The 18,573-nt window shown below is 42.4% G+C and carries 15 protein-coding genes; 7 read left to right on the plus strand and 8 right to left on the minus strand.

Going from position 1 to position 18,573, the window contains the following annotated elements; all coding sequences use genetic code 11:
- The first annotated feature begins 133 nt into the window (after positions 1 to 133).
- Positions 134 to 772 (plus strand): Fe-S biogenesis protein NfuA, encoded by a 639-nt coding sequence (gene nfuA, locus F967_RS04685; protein ID WP_004681423.1) that lies wholly within the window; start codon positions 134 to 136, stop codon positions 770 to 772.
- Between the two features lie 139 nt (positions 773 to 911).
- On the opposite strand, the gene F967_RS04690 is transcribed toward nfuA, so the two are convergent.
- Both F967_RS04690 and F967_RS04695 read right to left on the minus strand, forming a co-directional pair.
- Positions 912 to 1,922 (minus strand): hypothetical protein, encoded by a 1,011-nt coding sequence (locus tag F967_RS04690; RefSeq protein ID WP_004681422.1) that lies wholly within the window; start codon positions 1,920 to 1,922, stop codon positions 912 to 914.
- A gap of 20 nt (positions 1,923 to 1,942) precedes the next feature.
- Positions 1,943 to 2,956, minus strand: a complete 1,014-nt coding sequence (locus F967_RS04695; protein WP_004681420.1) for an alpha/beta fold hydrolase — start codon at positions 2,954 to 2,956, stop codon at positions 1,943 to 1,945.
- A gap of 237 nt (positions 2,957 to 3,193) precedes the next feature.
- Between F967_RS04695 and F967_RS04700 the strand changes: the two genes are divergently transcribed.
- A complete protein-coding gene (locus F967_RS04700; protein WP_004681417.1) occupies positions 3,194 to 3,808 on the plus strand; it encodes a carbonic anhydrase in 615 nt (204 codons plus the stop codon).
- Between the two features lie 50 nt (positions 3,809 to 3,858).
- Here F967_RS04700 and F967_RS04705 read toward each other — a convergent pair whose 3' ends face one another.
- Positions 3,859 to 4,440 (minus strand): arylesterase, encoded by a 582-nt coding sequence (locus tag F967_RS04705; RefSeq protein ID WP_378251355.1) that lies wholly within the window; start codon positions 4,438 to 4,440, stop codon positions 3,859 to 3,861.
- Between the two features lie 84 nt (positions 4,441 to 4,524).
- On the opposite strand from F967_RS04705, the gene F967_RS04710 reads away from it, so the two are divergent.
- Positions 4,525 to 5,229 carry an ABC transporter ATP-binding protein gene (locus F967_RS04710; protein WP_004681415.1) on the plus strand — a complete coding sequence of 235 codons (705 nt, stop codon included), beginning with the start codon at positions 4,525 to 4,527 and terminating at the stop codon, positions 5,227 to 5,229.
- On the plus strand, positions 5,226 to 7,709 hold the full coding sequence (locus F967_RS04715) for an ABC transporter permease (protein WP_004798494.1): 2,484 nt from the start codon (positions 5,226 to 5,228) through the stop codon (positions 7,707 to 7,709). The genes F967_RS04710 and F967_RS04715 overlap by 4 nt, the downstream gene beginning before the upstream one ends.
- Positions 7,710 to 7,748: 39 nt before the next feature.
- On the opposite strand, the gene F967_RS04720 is transcribed toward F967_RS04715, so the two are convergent.
- From F967_RS04720 to F967_RS04730, 3 genes are all read right to left on the minus strand, one after another.
- Complete coding sequence (locus F967_RS04720; protein WP_004674780.1) at positions 7,749 to 8,069, minus strand: helix-turn-helix domain-containing protein; 321 nt, start codon at positions 8,067 to 8,069, stop codon at positions 7,749 to 7,751.
- Positions 8,056 to 8,415, minus strand: coding sequence for a type II toxin-antitoxin system RelE/ParE family toxin (locus tag F967_RS04725; RefSeq protein WP_228127215.1), 360 nt, complete (start codon positions 8,413 to 8,415; stop codon positions 8,056 to 8,058). Before F967_RS04725 ends, F967_RS04720 begins: the two co-directional genes overlap by 14 nt.
- 103 nt (positions 8,416 to 8,518) lie before the next feature.
- The gene (locus F967_RS04730) at positions 8,519 to 9,343 is read right to left on the minus strand and encodes a rhomboid family intramembrane serine protease (RefSeq protein ID WP_034427461.1); all 825 of its coding nucleotides are present in this window, start codon (positions 9,341 to 9,343) and stop codon (positions 8,519 to 8,521) included.
- Between the two features lie 124 nt (positions 9,344 to 9,467).
- Here F967_RS04730 and mtgA point away from each other — a divergent pair, with 124 nt between their 5' ends.
- Both mtgA and ppk1 read left to right on the plus strand, forming a co-directional pair.
- Positions 9,468 to 10,142 (plus strand): monofunctional biosynthetic peptidoglycan transglycosylase, encoded by a 675-nt coding sequence (mtgA, locus tag F967_RS04735; protein WP_004763949.1) that lies wholly within the window; start codon positions 9,468 to 9,470, stop codon positions 10,140 to 10,142.
- A 124-nt stretch (positions 10,143 to 10,266) separates the two neighbouring features.
- The gene (ppk1, locus tag F967_RS04740; protein WP_004798502.1) at positions 10,267 to 12,345 is read left to right on the plus strand and encodes a polyphosphate kinase 1; all 2,079 of its coding nucleotides are present in this window, start codon (positions 10,267 to 10,269) and stop codon (positions 12,343 to 12,345) included.
- 51 nt (positions 12,346 to 12,396) lie between these two features.
- Here ppk1 and F967_RS04745 read toward each other — a convergent pair whose 3' ends face one another.
- Complete coding sequence (locus F967_RS04745; protein WP_004798504.1) at positions 12,397 to 14,142, minus strand: sensor histidine kinase; 1,746 nt, start codon at positions 14,140 to 14,142, stop codon at positions 12,397 to 12,399.
- Between the two features lie 104 nt (positions 14,143 to 14,246).
- On the minus strand, positions 14,247 to 14,966 hold the full coding sequence (locus F967_RS04750) for a response regulator transcription factor (protein WP_004798505.1): 720 nt from the start codon (positions 14,964 to 14,966) through the stop codon (positions 14,247 to 14,249).
- A gap of 229 nt (positions 14,967 to 15,195) precedes the next feature.
- Between F967_RS04750 and F967_RS14295 the strand changes: the two genes are divergently transcribed.
- A partial coding sequence (locus tag F967_RS14295) for an ESPR-type extended signal peptide-containing protein (RefSeq protein ID WP_004798508.1) occupies positions 15,196 to 18,573 on the plus strand: 3,378 nt, incomplete at its 3' end.

Consider the following 18,573-nt stretch of genomic DNA (forward strand, 5'->3'; position numbering starts at 1 on the left):
TGTCTAGGCAATAATGCCATTAAAAAGTGAATAAACAATCATCTGGCATATAATTCCTACAAAAATGGTTGATTTTTTTTAAATCCCCTCCATCTTCGGTTAATATAACGACATCAGCTTGAGGATTATTGTTATGTCGACTGAGAACACCAACACTGCTGTCGCAGAAGAAATTCCAAACCTTTTGATTACTCCCTCTGCACAAGAGTATTTAAGTGATTTATTAACAAAGCAAAATACTCCAGGAATTGGCGTTCGAGTTTTTGTAGAACATCCAGGTACACCACGTGCCGAATGTTGTATGGCCTATAGTGCACCTGAAGAAGTGGTGCCAACTGACTATAAGCAGGATTATCCAGACTTTTCAGCTTATATCGATGCGCCATCTATTCCATATTTGCTTGATGCCGTGATTGACTACAACAAAGACCGTTTTGGTGGACAATTAACTTTTCGCGCGCCTAACTCGAAAGTACCTCGTGTAGGGCCAGATGCGTCAATTGAAGAACGGATCACTTATGTGCTGCAATCTGAGATTAATCCTGGATTGGAAGGGCATGGCGGTAACTGTAGTCTGGTTGAAGTACAGAACGATCCTGAGCATGGTTTAACTGCTGTGTTGAAATTTGGTGGTGGTTGTCAGGGCTGTTCAGCTATTGATGTGACGTTGAAGCAGGGTGTGGAAACCACTTTGAAGCAGCACGTTCCTGAGTTACAGCGTGTGGTTGACCAAACTGACCATACTCAGGCTGAGGGTGCATATTTCAAGTAATAAAGCTGGAAATACAATCTATTGAGAAAGCCCTTGCGAGGGCTTTTTTTAATGTTGAAAAAAAATCCAATATTTTTCTCAGATGGATAACAAACCGAGGTGCTCCCACATCACGCAATATGGAGGCGCTCACCGCGCATCATGCGCCTTGTTTTGTCAAAATTTCAGACATCTGTTCTGAATAATAAAATTTTTCTAAATAGGTGCGGGCACGTTGTCTTAAATAACCTGTTTGAATCACTTGCTGTAACACAGGTGTCAGTAAATCACTCAATTCATTTTCAATCAGGGTTTCATCAATATTCAGATCGCGGAGTAATAAATCAAATGTGCGTTCCTGATTACGTGCATACCATGCATAGGTCCCATCATGAACCTGCTGTTTTAAATAATCTGTTTGACGGATATGATCCCATATTTCATGCCCCATTCCCACAGTTTGGGGTAGGTCTTGTACCTCAATATAGTTGCGTAATACTGATAAGGGCATAACCTTAATTTTATGCCAGATGTTGGCCTGGAAATGGTAAAGTTTGTCTTCATTAAAGTGCTGGTTTAACACCCGTTCGCTCATTTGGCTGATCTTTAATATATTCTTTTGTAAATAGTGTCCAATGGTGTCATTCAGGTTGGAATTAGTCACTGTTTCGAGAACCGATTTTCCCATTTTCATAAAATGTCCAACGCCAGGTACACGTTTAGACATGACCGAATTTTCTAAATAGTCCTGAATGGAATGTTGAATCAACTGGGTAATCAGGGCAGAAAAAGCAGGATTATTCACGATGGTTTTAATCAGGCGCTGGCGATGGTCACTTTTACCTGCAACATATTGCGCAATTGAGTCAATGGTTAAAACAGGAATTACATCTTCGATATTGGTTTGCTCATTACGTGGATGAATCAGGGCAAAGCGGATATGTTCTGCAATTTGTTCAATCAGAAATGAACTGGCAGGTGTGTTCAGGATTTGTTTCTCAATCAGCTTAAAGATTTGTTCAAATGACCAGATATGTTGGAGTTGCTGTAAGCGCAACCAATGATAGAACTGTTTAAACTCATGTTGAATGGTTTCGGCTTGTGTAAACTCTTGATCCAGAAAATCAAGTTGTGCGTCAATCAGTTGTTCTATCATTGGATGTTTAGGCATAGGATTTTATAACTTTAGGTTTACGGAGTTGGCGCAGTTACAGGTTTTTGTGACTGAATCTTGTTCAGAAATGGTAAATATTGCTGAACCACCAATTGATCTGCTTCCAGAATAGGCATATGGCCCACATTATCCAGAATGACAGGTGTCTGCGCATTCTTTAGCAGTGATTTTAACTCAGGTGCAACCTCAACATTGATAATTTTATCCTGCTTGCCCCATAAAATCAGTGTTGGTGCATCAATGGATCTTGCCAGCAACGCAAATGAATCTGGCGTATATAACTTATTGAGTACAATTAACTGATCTACCATTTTCTGGGTTTGCTCGGCCTGACCAATCATCATTTTTTCCTGTGCCTGAGCAATTTCCTTTGGAATGAATGGAGGGGTAAACATGACCTGCTGCATTAAAAAGTTAAAATCGCCTTTTTTGCTGACAATCATGTTTTTAATGTGGTTTGGATCCTTTAAATAAGGTGTGGTGGCGGCCTTATATACGCCCGCAGCATCAATTAAAAACAGGCTTTTGGTCTCAAATGGATATTGCCCTGCATAGAGCATGGCAATTGAACCACCAAGTGAGTGACCTGCAATATGTGCTGGGCTGGTTAGGTTGGCTGCCTCAACAAAACGGCGTAACTTTTCAGTGACGTTTGGAATGGAATAGTCAAAATCTTTCGGAACTTGTGTTTCACCGCTGGCTGGCAAGTCTGGGATGATCACGTGGTAGTTGGCGGTTAAGGCCCGTGCCACACGGTTCCAGTTGTCACGGCTGCCCGCCAGGCCATGAATTAAAATCACGATCGGTTTTCCAGCCTGACCACCCTCACTATATGACCAGGTGATATCACCGACTTTTAATGTTTTGCTCTGTAAACCTGCCCATGCACGTTCCTGTTGCAGCACATTCTGGAAGCTCATTTCTATTTCCGCTGCCTGTGTTGAGCTGATTGCGATGGTCGCCAAGCTGCATGAAATTAAAGCTGCGGTTAAGGTCTTGCGAAAGGAGGTGGAAAAAAGATGGTTCATCATGATTTGTTCTATCCTTGATCTATTTTTAAACCCATTGATTATTGGGGAAGATGTGAGGGGAGTCATTTGCATAATTTACAGATGTATGGAAATTCTTGCCAATGAAATCATTCGTTTTTCGCTATTTTCCTGATTAAAAGACAGGCTGGTATTTAGATGGATTCTATTTTTGTCAGTGACTTTCAAACAGGCGTACATTAAACTCTTTTTTCATGTCAATCATAGATGGATTTAAACATGCTCACCGCCAAAGAAGCTCTGGAACGTTTAAAAGCTGGTAATGCCCGTTTTGTAAAGGGAGAGGCAACTCAGCAGAAGTTACTCACCCATCAGGAACGTGCCGAAATGGCAAGCGAACAAAATCCTTTTGCCATTGTTTTAGGGTGTTCAGACTCTCGTGTGCCTGCGGAAATGGTGTTTGATCAAGGTCTGGGTGACTTGTTCGTGATTCGTGTTGCAGGCAATATCGTTGCGCCGTCACAGGTGGGAAGTGTTGAGTTTGCGGCAGAGCGATATGACTGTGCCGTGGTGGTGGTGCTGGGGCATAGCCATTGTGGTGCGATTCAGGCCACCATTGATACCCTGATGCATCCAGAGCAGCCACCATCCTCAAACCTGATGTCGATCGTGAATCGGGTTCGTCCATCGGTTGAAATTTTGATGCAAACCGAACTCAAAGGTGATTTGAAAAAGCTGTCTGCCCATGCGGTTCGCTCCAATGTATTTGCATCGGTCAATCAGTTGCGTCATGGTTCTGCTGTGCTAGAACAGTTGATTGAGAAAGGCAAGCTGATTGTGGTCGGTGCTGAATACTCATTGGAAACAGGCGAAGTAACATTTTTTGATTTTTGATCTGGGTAGGGGCGGAATTGAATTCGCCCTGAATTGATTGAAATTATTTACTATAAAGCCCCTTTAATATAAGGATAAGCCAAATTCAGCATGATTGGTTGTGCCTTGGCATTGGGGTGGATTTGATCATTCTGGATGAAAGTTTTATTGCCTGCCACACCATCCAAAAAGAACGGCAGAAGCTTCACTTTATACTGCTGACTTACAATTTTGTAATTATTCTCAAAAGCCTTGCTGTACGCAGTTCCATAATTCGGTGGTATTTTCATACCAAACAGTAAAACGGTGGCTTTCTGCTTTTGACTCAGTTGTACCAATTGGGCTAAGTTTTTCTGAATCATCTGGGGTGGTTGTCCACGCAAGCCATCATTGCCGCCAAGTTCAATCACCACCACTTCAGGATTATAGGTTTGTAACAATTTTGGCAGTCGTGCCAATGCGCCACTGGTGGTTTCGCCACTGACACTGGCATTGACCACCCTGTGCTGTTTCGGATACTGTTGGTCTAAACGTTGTTGTAACAGGTTCACCCAGCCTTGTTTGGCCTCTATGCCATAACCTGCACTCAGGCTATCACCCACAATTAAAATGGTCTTGGCTGAAACCAGTGTTGGCATCACACAGAGGGCCATGATTGCAACTGTTTTAGAAACTGAACTGATAACTTTAGAGTTTTGCATCGCATTTAAAATTTGTCCTAAAGGATACGTGACATCATGCCACAACCAATTATTTCTGCCCGAAAAGTTACACAAAATATTCAGATTCACCAGCAAAGCTTAACCATTTTAAAAGACATTGATTTGGACATTTACCAGGGTGAACAGATCGCAATTACGGGACGTTCTGGTTCAGGGAAATCGACTTTACTGGGTATTTTGGCGACGCTGGATCGGCCAAGTTCAGGCGAATTGGAAGTCTGTGGGCAAGCGGTTCATACCTTAACAGAAGAACAACGTGCGCAAGTACGACTGGAAAACATTGGCTTTGTATTTCAGGCATTTCAGCTTTTACCGCAACTGAGTGCACTGGAAAATGTGATGTTGCCGTTACGTCTGCAACCTGATTTTAACTTTAGGAAAGCTGAGCAAAAAGCACTGGCATGGTTGGAACGAGTTGGGCTGGTTCGTCAGGCACAGCAAACCCCAAAAGTCTTGTCAGGCGGTGAACAGCAACGTGTGGCGATTGCCCGTGCGCTGATTGCCGAACCGAAGATCATTTTTGCCGATGAACCAACAGGCAATCTGGATGGGCAAACTGCCGAGGAAATTGAGCAGCTATTATTTGATCTAAATAGAGAATTAGGTACAACTTTGGTGTTGGTCACGCATGACCAAAATCTGGCTGCACTATGTCAGCGCCATGTCAAACTTGTCGATGGTCAGATTCAGGAAATCGGCAAGGCTGGGGAGAGAACATGAATTCGATTCTCAAGCCATTGTTGCTGCAAAGTTTTCGTACAGGTGGACTGTATTTACTGATTATTGCACTGTCTTTGGCGATTAGTGCCACTACCGCATTAAAATTTAGTAATAGTCAGGTCCAGAATGCGGTGGCTTTACAGGCTGCGGAAATGCTGGGTGCTGATCTGGTGATGACGGATAATAATCCCATTCAAGCTCAATGGCGACAACAAGCGCAAAAGTTGAATTTAAAACAGGCACCTGTGACAGTATTTGGTTCAATGGCACATACCCAAGACCAGTTTGTCATGGTCAACGTCAAGGCGGTTGATGAGCATTTTCCATTAAGGGGCAAGCTAGAAATTCAGCCTAAAGCGCAATCTATTCAGCAGGGACAGGTTTGGTTGAGTCCTCGTGTGATGGATTTATTACATACCAAACTAGGTGATCAGGTTGCGATTGCCGATGGACAGTTTACCGTGACAGGTGTGATTGAACATGACTCCAATCAGGAGCTAGGATTTTCAGGTTTTTCACCGACAGTGATGATTCATCAGTCAGATATTGCTAAAACCAATGCGGTTCAGGTCGGTAGCCGTATTGAATATCGTCTGCTGATGGCAGGTTCGCCCGAGCAAGTGAAAGCCTTTAAAAAAATCTTTAAGCAGCAAAAAAATCAGTTACATTCTGAACAGCAGCAACACCAGCAGTTTGAGAATAATGAGCAAAGTTCACTTAAACTTCGTGATGCCAATCAATCCAATACACGCTTGATGAAACCGATTGAGAATCTGGATACATTCCTGCAACTTGCCAATTTATTGACCATTTTGCTGTGTGGGATTGCCATCGCATTGACCAGCCAACGTTATGTACAACAGAATCAGGATCATATTGCCTTGATGCGTTGTCTGGGGGCAAGCAAGTGGCAGATTCTACTTGCCTATATTGCCTTGCTTGGCATTGTTAGTGCGCTCTCCATTGCACTTGGCAGCTTGATTGGCATTGGTTTGGGCTATGCTTTATTACAATTGATGTTGCAACTGATTCCACAATTGCAACTCAGCTTTGCCGTGACTGATTTATTGCTGGCGTTGCCTGTGGCAATTTTTACCAGTGTGATGGTGCTGATTGGTTTTATCCTGCCAAGTATCTGGGAATTGCTGAATACACCACCTATTCGGGTGATCCGCCAGCAGGAGCGTTCGCGTAAATCTTACTTTGCCATGTTTACAGTGGGCGTGATGAGTTTGATCATTTTTAGCTTGGTGTTAAGTGATAATCTACAACTCAGCCTATTGGTCTTGGCTGCAATTTTAATCCTGTGTGCCGTGCTTTATACCCTGATTTGGCTGCTACTCAAAGCCATTAAACAACTGAAACATCCAATTTCGGCTTATGTACGGATTCCACATCAGACTGCCTTGCAAGTCACTGCGCTGGCTTTAGGCTTAAGTTTAATTACGGTACTCAGTGTGCTGAGAACCGATTTATTACAGCGTTGGCAACAACAATTGCCTGAGGGTACACCGAATCAGTTTGTGTATGGTTTGCCGCCTTTTGATATGCCGCAGTTCAAGCAGCAACTTGAACAAAATCACTGGCAATCCACACCTTTGTATCCCAATATTCGGGGACGTTTAATTGCAAAAAATGGGCAGGCCTTTGCGCCTGAGTTGGTCAAGCAAAATAATTCCTTGCGTCGAGAACTGAATCTGACACAGGCCACAGAATATCCGAAAGATAATGTGATTACCGAGGGTAATCCGAAATTTAGCCAAGTGGGGCAGGTATCAGTAGAAGCTAAACTGGCAAATGAATTGGGCATTAAAATCGGTGATCGTCTTGATTTCAGTTTGCCAGAGGGCACGTTGCAGGCAACCGTGATCAATCTGCGTTCAGTGGAGTGGGAAAGTTTTAGCCCAAACTTTTTCTTTATCTTTTCACCGCAAAGCATGGATGAAAATGCAGGCAGTTATCTGGGCAGTTTTTATGTACCACCAGCAGATCAGCCAAAAATGGTGCAACTGATTCAGCAATTTTCTAATACCGTGTTTATTGATGTCGGACGGATTCTGGATGAAGTCAAGCGTCTGGTGGATGTATTGGTGCAGATCATTAGCGTATTGGCGTTGTTGGTAGGGCTGTCTGGTGTGTTGGTGTTGATTGCCTGCCTGAATGTGCTGATGGATGAACGCCGTAAGGAAGTGGCGTTATTACGCTCTTTTGGGAGCGGTAAAAACAGGCTGAAACAGATGTTGAGTCTGGAAATTGGTTTTATTGGCTTGCTGTCGGGCTTGGTGGCCTGTTTATTTGCCGAGGTGATCAGTGCGATTGCCAGCTATAAAATGCAAATGGCGATTCAGTGGCATCCTGCGATTTGGCTGATTTTACCGTTAAGCATGATGCTGATTTGTATGTTGATTGGTCGTTATCGCCTCAGTTATTTATGTGATATTCCACCATTGCAGAGTTTAAGGGAAATGAATCAGTCTTGATGAAAGAAAGGCTTTAAAATGAGGGATTCCAAGAATCCCTTAATTTGTGATGCTAATAGTAATTGAGTGTCCTGTTTTAGAAACCATTGTGACTAACGCATCTAATGTAAATTTCGATATTTTTGCATTGATTGCATCAGATAAGCGAGGACGACTAACACCTAATATTTCAGCAGCTTCTTCTTGCTTGAAATGATTTTCTTGTACCCAATCAGCAACGACTCTGGTTAAAGCTAATTTTGCATTGGCTAAAGCATCTGCTTCTTTTTTTAAATTTCCAGCATCTTCTAAGCCTAAATCTGCAAAAATATTGTCTGTTGGTTGAGTGATATGACGAATTTGTGTATCAATCTTGCTCATATTGTTCCTCCAATAACGCAATTTCTTTATAACGTGCTTTGATAATCTCAACATCTGGTTTGGCTGTTTGTTGTGTTTTTTTCTGAAAAGAATGGAGTATGTAAATTGCATGTCTGAATTTTGCAACGTATACAACTCGATATGCGCCAGATGAATCTTTATATTTAAGTTCAATGACTCCTGTGCCCCAATTGGGAATAGGTTTCCATTGAGCAGGTTCAGTGCCATGCTGAATTGCGTGAAGTTCAAAACCAAAATGTTTTTTCACGTCGGCTGGAAATTCTTTTAAATCATCTAAAGATGATCCAATCCAGTAAATACTCTTTTCAGGTTGTGGTTGAGTCATGTATAAAATTTTATACATCTATGAGTAAGTATGCAATAGTTATATCATCATGGAGATGTTGCAGGGGCAGATGGCAACCTGCCAGCTATATAAATAATCACAATTAATTCAACTGATTCTGCCTTAAAATCTCATTCCATAATGGATCAAGCCCTGTACTTAATTCTGTGCAATAGAAATAAAAAGCAGCGAGTAATACAGTACCTATAATTAAAGCACCGATCTGAATCAAAGCAGGTTTTTGTATTTTTTCTCCCAGATACCATGCACCTGCCAATAAAGCACCCATAATCATGCCACCAATATGTGCCGCATTATTGATGCCTGCCACGGTGAAACCAAACACAATGTTAATTGCCATTACCATCAATAATGATTTTTTGTCCAGCCAAAAACGTTGCTGAGGCAAAGGTGGAAACAATGAAATAACAGTGAGTGCTGCGCCCAATCCCATCACTGCACCAGACGCACCTGCGCTGATATGGGGGATGAGGGACGATTGTAGTCCCGCAAGGTGATCAAAATGTTGTAATAATTCATAGCCATTACGAATAGTCAGATAGCTGGAAAGTAAACTGCCCATCAAACCGGCCAGCACGTACATTCCGATATAATACAACCGACCAAACAACTGTTCTGCCACACTGCCAAAAATATAGAGTGCCCACATATTCAGCATGAGGTGAATCAAGCCAAAATGAAAAAACATGCTGGTAAATAAACGTTCAGGCTGTCCCATAAAAGTGAGTGGGGTAAAATCTGCGCCCCAGGCAATTGCATCTACAGGCGCTGGGTCGGTAATATTCACACCTGAAACAATTTGCCAGCCAAATAATCCGACATTGACTGTGATCAGTAGCGCAGTAAACCACCATGTTTGTATCTTTAACTTTTGATTATTGATTTGTGGTGGTGTCATTTCAGTCATAGGTTTAAGCAAGTGATTGATGTAAAAATAGCTTAGCATGAATATGTTCTACAAAATATCAACGATTTTTACGTGGTTTGCTGATATTTTGCAGAACAGATGCCCCAAGGAGTGATGCACTTTAATGAAAGCCTTTTTAGCGCGCGCGCTCATGTTGATTATTGGTCTGGTATTGCTCATCCAGCTCTGGATTTTTAGCAGTCTGGTGTGGTGGCGTACTCATCCTGTTGAAACCACCATGTTTATGCGTTGGGATTATCTGACCGACTTTAAGCCAATCAAGCAGCAATGGCGTGATTATGATGACATTAGTGATAATTTTAAGCATGCGATTCTAGCGGCTGAGGATGCTAGGTTTATCCATCATCATGGCTTTGACCTTGAGGGTATTCAGGATGCTTTGGAACGAAACAATGAAAAGGGCAAAATTGTAGCGGGTGGTTCCACCATTTCGCAGCAACTGTCAAAAAATCTGTTCCTCTACAATAAGCGTTCGTTTATTCGAAAAGGACAGGAAGTTGTTGCGACCTGGATGATGGAGCGAATGTGGTCAAAACGTCGTATTCTTGAAGTGTATATGAACGCAGTGGAATTCGGCCAGAATCTCTATGGGGTTGAGGCGGCAGCACAGTTTTATTATGGTAAAAGTTCAAAAAGCCTGACCCGTGAACAGGCTGCTTTTCTTGCTGCATTATTACCTAACCCAAAATATTATCAGGATCATAGGGATGACCGAAAACTTCAGTACCGTAAAAGAAGCATCCTGAAATATATGAATGCAACCCAGATTCCAGAGTAAGCCCATCTTAAAGTGTGATGAAGTGAAAAAAGCCCAATATTTTTGGGTTTTTTTACCAAATTGAAATAATTTTGCAGCATACTTAAACCATGTCTTGATCAATGATAAATCAACAAGGTTTGGTATGAATACGGCAGTGGCTACAACGACCCCAATAGAATACAGCTATAATGACCGCTATATTAATCGTGAACTTTCGATTCTCGATTTCCATCTGCGCGTTTTGGAACAGGCAGTCGATCCACTTCATCCATTATTGGAGCGGATGAACTTCCTGCTGATTTTTTCACGCAACCTTGATGAGTTCTTTGAAATCCGTGTTGCGGGGATGATGGAACAACTGACGCTGGGCAATGAGAGCCGTAGCCCAGATGGTCTAACCCCTAAACAAGTGCTTGAACAGATTTCTAAAACGGCACATGCGGCTATTGAACGTCAATACCGTATCCTGAATGAACAAATCCTGCCGAAGTTACGTGAGGAAGATATTTGTTTCTTACGCCGTGGTGAATTAACTCCTGCACAATCGGCATGGATTAAAAAGTATTTTCAGGAACAGGTCGCTCCTGTTTTAACACCAATCAGCCTTGATCCTGCACATCCATTTCCACGTTTGGTGAATAAAAGTCTGAACTTTATCGTGACACTAGAGGGTAAGGATGCCTTTGGCCGTCAGATTGACTTGGCGGTTGTGCCTGCACCACGTTCTTTACCGCGTGTGGTGCGTTTACCTGATGAATTGACAGGTGGTAAAGAGCATCATGTGATGTTGTCCGCAATCATCCATGAGCATGTGTCTGATCTGTTCCCAGGTATGACCGCAACAGGCTGTTATCAGTTCCGTGTCACCCGTAATGCAGACTTGGCCTTGAATGAAGATGTAGAGGATTTGGCAAAGGCATTGAAAGGTGAATTAAGTTCACGCCGTTTTGGTCGTGCGGTACGTCTGGAAGTGACACATAACTGCCCGAAACATATTTATGAATATTTGCTGGATGAATTTGATCTGAACGAAGAACAGCTCTATCGAGTTGATGGTCCTGTCAATCTGGCACGTTTACTCTCCAATTTTAAACGTCCGCACTTGCGTTATGACTCACATACCCCTGTGATTCCCAAAGTCTTTAAGAAGACTGAAAGTATTTTCTCTGCCATGCAGAAACAGGACATCTTGCTACATCATCCGTTTGAATCCTTTGCACCTGTGATTCAACTGTTACGTGAAGCTGCGCGTGATCCACAAGTGTTGGCAATTAAACAAACGCTGTATCGTAGTGGTGCGGATTCGGAAATTGTACAGGTTTTGGCAGAAGCGGCACGCAACGGTAAAGAAGTCACGGCTGTGATTGAGTTACGTGCTCGTTTTGATGAAGAATCCAATATTGAAGTTGCAAATGTGCTGCAAGAGGCGGGTGCTGTCGTGGTTTACGGCATTGTTGGTTATAAAACCCATGCCAAAATGATCCTTGTTGTACGCCGTGAAAACAATAAACTGGTGCGTTATGTGCACTTGGGAACGGGTAACTACCATGCCACCAATGCCCGTATCTATACCGATTATGGCTTGATGACCACAGATAAAGACATTTGCGAAGATGTACACCGTATCTTTCAGGAACTCACAGGAATGGGCAAAATGGCGAAGCCGAAAAAGCTTCTGCATGCACCCTTTACCTTGCATGCACAATTGATCAATTATATTGATGAAGAAATTGCCAATGCTAAGGCAGGTAAGCCAGCGCAAATTATTGTCAAGGTCAATGCCCTAACCGAAGTACAACTGATCAATAAACTGTATGAAGCCTCTCAGGCTGGTGTGCAGATTGACCTGATTATTCGCTCAATCTGTTGTCTACGTCCAGGCTTGCCAAATTTGTCTGAAAATATCCGTGTCCGTTCGATTGTTGGCCGTTTTCTTGAACATACCCGTGTTTATTACTTTAGCAACAATGGCAATCCACGTATTTATTGCTCAAGTGCAGACTGGATGGATCGCAACCTGTTTAATCGTGTTGAGGCATGTTTCCCAATTGAAGACCCAGCATCGAAAAAACGTATTTATCAACTTGGTTTACTTAATTATCTCAAGGATAATCAACAGGCATGGTTGTTACAGAGCGATGGTGTATGGGAACGAGACAAACCTGCCGCTGGTGAAGAACCCCATAATGCCCAACAGACGTTGTTGGATGCAATTAAATAATGAATCATGTTATTCCAGCATACCATTTTGGTGTGCTGGAACATTCTGCAATTAAACAGGCAAGCAGGCCTTTAAACAGGTTCTTCCAGCCTCGGATTGAACCGTAAGATGTCCACCCAGCCGTTCCAGACGTGTTTGCATACTTCTTAGTCCAACACTCATTCCTGCATTCTTAACCGCTTCTACATCAAAGCCAATACCATTATCTTCAATGTCTAGTACCAGTTGCCCCTTGGAGAAAAACAGGGCGCACTTTACCGATGTTGCCTGACTATGTTTCAGAATATTGGTCAGGGCTTCTTCTGCGACCCGAAGCAAAGTTAAACACACCAGCGGGGTTGGCTGTTTTTGCCATGATTCTGGAAAAGACCATTTTGTTGTGATATTCAGCTCATCAAACAGTTGGGTGAAACGATAGCGTAAAGGTGCTCCCCATAAAATGGGTGTGTCAGGCACTTTGGCACCTGTACTTGAACCACTGTCAATCACCTGCCGCAAGTCGTCCCTTAATATTTTGAGCATGGATAAAAACTGCTGATTGCTTAGATTGATCTGGCTTTGGTCTACTGTGACCATTGAACGGACGAGGGAACCCCCCAAACCGTCATGTAAATCATGGGCAAGTTGTAAACGTTCCTGTAGTTTTGCGTTGTCCAGTTCAAGTTGATGCTGGGTATTGAGAGAAAGTGTTAGTTCATTTTTGGCTTCAAGAATGTTTTGTTTGAGGGTCTGGTTAAAGTTTTCAATTGCTCTTAAATTTTTGGCTAAACGTAACGCTAAAATAATTGCAATTAATAAGCTTGTTAAGGGTGCGGTATAAGGCATCCATAAAAAGCTATTATTGGATTGCATGATCTGGAATGTATCATGAATACAGACAATGATAAAAAACAAAAATACTGCTGCCAGTAAATAGGCTTCCAATAATTTGGAACGATAGGCAATCCATTGATAACTGATAAAATTTATTAATAGAACCAATAGACCAAGGGAAAAAGTACCCGAGATAAAATTGTATAGCGCGGTATCAGGTAACAGTATGGCCATGCCAATCGCAATGAATAGCATCAACAATAAAATTTTTTCTAAACGTGGGAATTTTCGTTGTGCCAAACGCCATGCGTAAAAACAGGAAAATAAGCTATAAGCAAAAAAACACACGATACTGATACGAGCGATTTGTAATGTGGTTAAACCAAAAGGTGCTTCAAGCATAATGATATTAAACATCACCATGCTCCACATGAGCGCTGCCAAGGTAAACCAGCCAAAAATCTGATCTTTACGATGAAAAATCCATACCAGGAAAGCAATTACACCTAAAGTGAGTGACGTGATTAAATTTAAAAACACCAACACACGTTGTTGATTCCAAAACATCTGAAATTTTGGTCTGACCTGATCAGCATTGCCCACTAGGACCTGACCCAGACCCGAATTTTGAGTTTTTACCCCGACGACACGTACCCAAAGAATATTTTCGCCCTGTTTTAGGCTGGATACGGGTAAATTCCAGTAGCGTGGCATATTCCAGCTACGGGAAAGCGGTTCAACCAAAGACTGATCTTGCCATAACAAGTCATTATTAATAAAAACCTGACCAGCCATATTGATATAGCTAATCACAATGGTGATTGGGGTTTTTGTTGTGGTTGGACACTGATAATCCCACACGATTTTATACCATGTACTGCCCGTATAGTAGAATTTACGCTTATCCCATTGATCGGGCAATTTTACATTTTGCCAGCCTGTTTCAGGACGTTGAGTACCGTCTTGTCCAATGGCTTTTGCCATTTGGATCGACTGAATGTTTGCGGTGCAATTGACTTGCTCAGATGCGGAAGATTTTGCAAAGGAAGTTTGCGCCAGAATAACGAGCCAGCATAAGCATAGATATTTTATAAAATACCCAGTGAACGTGCGGTATTGATGGCTTTTGATCTGCTGCTGACCGAAAGTTTTCGGTAAATATGTTTGATATGGCATTCGATTGTATATTTTGATAAATGAAGAAAATCAGCGATTTCTCGGTTCGACATTCCCTGAGCAACCAGTTGCAGGATTTCAAATTCCCGAGTTGAGAGTAAATTATTTTGTTCTGCCACCGCCACATCTTTTACTTTTTGTTCAAATGGAATTTTTGACAAAATTTGTTGGGCAATAAATGGGTCAATGGGTGCTCCACCACGTAATATACTACGAATTGATAACATGATTTCGAAATCATCCCGTTCTTTTAAAAGATAACCCGTTGCACCCGCCTGTATCGCTTTTAAAATGGTTTCCTGCGTACTCCATGCCGAGATGACCAAAACAGGTGAGACCTCATCGGTCTGTCTTAAATTTTCTATAAAATCAATACCATTACCATCGGGTAAACCGAGGTCAACCAGTGAAAAGGAAATCGGGTACTGTTGAAGCATGTCTTTTGCCTGAGATAAGGTCTGGGCAAAAATAAGCGCGTCTTCTGCATAGCCAATTTCTAACAGTATTCTTTTTAAACGCTGTTGCATGATTGCATCGTCTTCCAGAATAAAGACAGGTACAGGCAAGATCAGCTCAGTTTGAGATACGTGAATCATAATAAGACTTAAAAAGTGATTCCCAGTTTCTAGCATAGGCACAATACAGGGTTTTGGCTATCACTGTAATTTGGTATTTTAGGTTTTATTTTGACAAAATTTGTCATTTTGAGCGTATTTATTTCCATAAAATTTTAGTGATTACCTATATAATCTTTGTTTAAAAATAATCACCATTCGTCAAAATACCAGTTTTCAGTGATATACAACTTCGTATGTAATGCTTTGTAATTGTACCTAATAGTCAAAAAAATCAGGTACAGATATGAATCACATCTTTAAAAAAATCTGGAATAAATCACTGGGGCGTATGATTGTTGTTTCGGAGAATGCCAAAAGTGCAGGCAAGACCGATAACACGACAGGTATACAACAAAATAGCCTAAGCAATGTTCAGTGTGATGAACAAGGAAAAAGCGGAGTTTTTTCCTTTAAACCTTTTGTTTTACAAAGTCTGGCGTTAAGCGTAGCTATGATTTTGGGAAGCAATACTCAGGCGGATGACAACTACGCTCGTTCTACAACCGAAACGGCTTTAGGTTCAGCGGAAGGTACAGAACATACAACGACAACCACGGCAGGAAAAATTACCGCAGTGGGTGGCATCACAGTTACTGCAACGGGCGCAGGCACAAGTCTGAATGATATTGACTCCTTTACAGCCAATGGTGTTACGACAACCAAAGCAGCCAACCCAACCGCAGTTGCAGCGTTTATCAATGCAGCCAAGAAAGGCGGAAATATAGCGGTTGGTAGTTACAGCAGTGCAGTAGGTACAGCAAATATTGCATCGGGTTCTCATAGCAGTGCGATGGGTGATGGAAATAACGCATCGGGTTCTCATAGCAGTGCGATGGGTTATAATAATAACGCATTGGTTGGTTCTAGCAGTGCGGTGGGTTATAAGAATAACGCATTGAGTGGTTCTAGCAGTGCGGTGGGTTATTATAATAACGCATCAGGTAGTTATAGCAGTGCGGTGGGTTCTGATAATACCGCATCGGGTAGTGATAGCAGTGCGGTGGGTTCTTATAATACCGCATCGGGTAGTGATAGCAGTGCGGTGGGTTCTTATAATACCGCATCGGGTATTTTTAGCAGTGCAGTGGGTTATGGTAATGCTGCATCAGGTTTTTTTAGTAATGCTATCGGCGGACAAAATTCAGCCAGTAAAACATTGAGCAATGCCATAGGTTCGCGTAACCAAGCCACAGGTACACTTTCAAATGCTATCGGTTCAGGGATAAACAATGCTTTGATTGTCCCAGGTGCAGGCGGTGTCATTACCTCAATTGATGACATTCCGATTACCACCACAGCAACATCGGTTGCAGCTTTAAGGACCAACAATATTACAGCCATTGATGGCAATACCAATCCAACTTTTGACGAAAAGCGGGCATTTATTGATGCGGTACAAAAAGGTCAAAATAGAGCTTCAGGTGTGGCTGCCAGCGCAGTCGGTGTAAGTAATAATGCCAGTGGTGCAGGCAGTAATGCGGTAGGTTTGGGCAATACCGCATCGGGTATTACTAGCAGTGCATTGGGTTATAATAATACTGCATTGGGTTATCTTAGCAGTGCAGTGGGTTATAATAATACTGCATCAGGTTCTGTTAGCAGTGCATTGGGTCATGTGAATAATGCATCGGGTGTTTATAGCACTGCGGTGGGTTCTAATAATCTTGCATTGGGTTATGTTAGCAGTGCATTTGGTTATAGGAATACTGCATCGGGTGCTATGAGCAGTGCATTGGGTTATACTAATGCTGCATCGGGTGATCATAGCACTGCGGTGGGTTCAAGGAATGTAGCAAGTGCCATTGCGAGTAGTGCATTAGGACACGGAAATCAGGCAACAGGGTTTGGAAGTATAGCAGTCGGGAATGGCTTTGGTGCGCCGAGTGAGGCTTCTATAAATGGTAACACGATTACTTATGGTACTGGTAGTAGTGTGACGACGATTGTGACCTCTTCAAGTGTTTCAGCTAATTCGGATTTATCCAATGTAACTGCAAATGACATTGTTTCTATTAATGGTAATACTACGCTCACTTTGGCACAAAAACAGGTCTTTTTGGATTATGTTCAAGGGTGGAGTAAATCTAATATTTCTTCAGGTATCGCCAGTAGTGCGGTTGGGGTCATCAATAATGCAACAGGTGTAGGTAGTAGTGCCGTTGGTTTTAACAATACAGCAAGCGCAACGAATAGCAGTGTCTTTGGTAGTTATAGCAAAGCCACGCATACAGGCGCAACGGCTTTAGGTAACGACTCTGAAACTGACCGAGACAACAGTATTTCGGTTGGTAAAGCAGGTGCAGAAAAACAAATTACCAATGTTAAGGCAGGTACAGCCGATACTGATGCAATCAATAAAAAACAACTAGACAGCGAAGTTTTAACCTTAAATACAAGGATTGATAATTTACCTACAGGCGGAAGTACGCCAATCGCCAGCGACAATTATGCTCATACTTCAACCGCCACGGCTTTAGGTTCAGCGAGAGGTACTGCACATATCAGTACTAACAATGGTACAACCTTGACCAGTGTGGCAGGGATCACCGTAACTTCAACCAGTCTGAATATGGATGATATTGATTCATTTACAGTGGGTGGGGTAACGACCACCAAAGCAGACCAACCAGCTAAAGTAGCAGCGTTTATCAATGCAGCCAAGAAAGGCGGAAATATTACGGTTGGGATAAATAGTAGTGCAATGGGAATGGCAAATATTGCATCGGGTTTTAATAGCAGTGCAGTGGGTTCTAATAATACTGTATCGGGTGCTGTTAGCAGTGCAGTGGGTTATGGTAATGCTGCATCAGGTTTTTTTAGTAATGCTATCGGCGTACAAAATTCAGCCAGTAAAACATTTAGCAATGCCATAGGTTCGCATAACCAAGCCACAGGTACGCTTTCAAATGCTATCGGTTCAGGGATAAACAACGCTTTGATTGTCCCAGGTGTAGGCGGTGTCATTACCTCAATTGATGGCATTCCGATTACCACCACAGCAACATCGGTTGCAGCTTTAAATACGGGCAATATTACAGCCATTGATGGCAATACCAATCCAACTTCTGACGAAAAGCAGGCATTTATTGATGCGGTACAAAAAGGTCAAAATATAGCTTCAGGTGTGGCTGCCAGCGCAGTCGGTGTAAGTAATAATGCCAGTGGTGCAGGCAGTAATGCGGTAGGTTTGGGCAATACCGCATCGGGTATTACTAGCAGTGCATTGGGTTATAATAATACTGCATTGGGTTATCTTAGCAGTGCAGTGGGTTATAATAATACTGCATCAGGTTCTGTTAGCAGTGCATTGGGTCATGTGAATAATGCATCGGGTGTTTATAGCACTGCGGTGGGTTCTAATAATCTTGCATTGGGTTATGTTAGCAGTGCATTTGGTTATAGGAATACTGCATCGGGTGCTATGAGCAGTGCATTGGGTTATACTAATGCTGCATCGGGTGATCATAGCACTGCGGTGGGTTCAAGGAATGTAGCAAGTGCCATTGCGAGTAGTGCATTAGGACACGGAAATCAGGCAACAGGGTTTGGAAGTATAGCAGTCGGGAATGGCTTTGGTGCGCCGAGTGAGGCTTCTATAAATGGTAACACGATTACTTATGGT

Origin of the sequence: Acinetobacter sp. CIP 102637 (assembly GCF_000368425.1) — a bacterium.
Taxonomy (GTDB): Bacteria; Pseudomonadota; Gammaproteobacteria; order Pseudomonadales; family Moraxellaceae; genus Acinetobacter; species Acinetobacter parvus.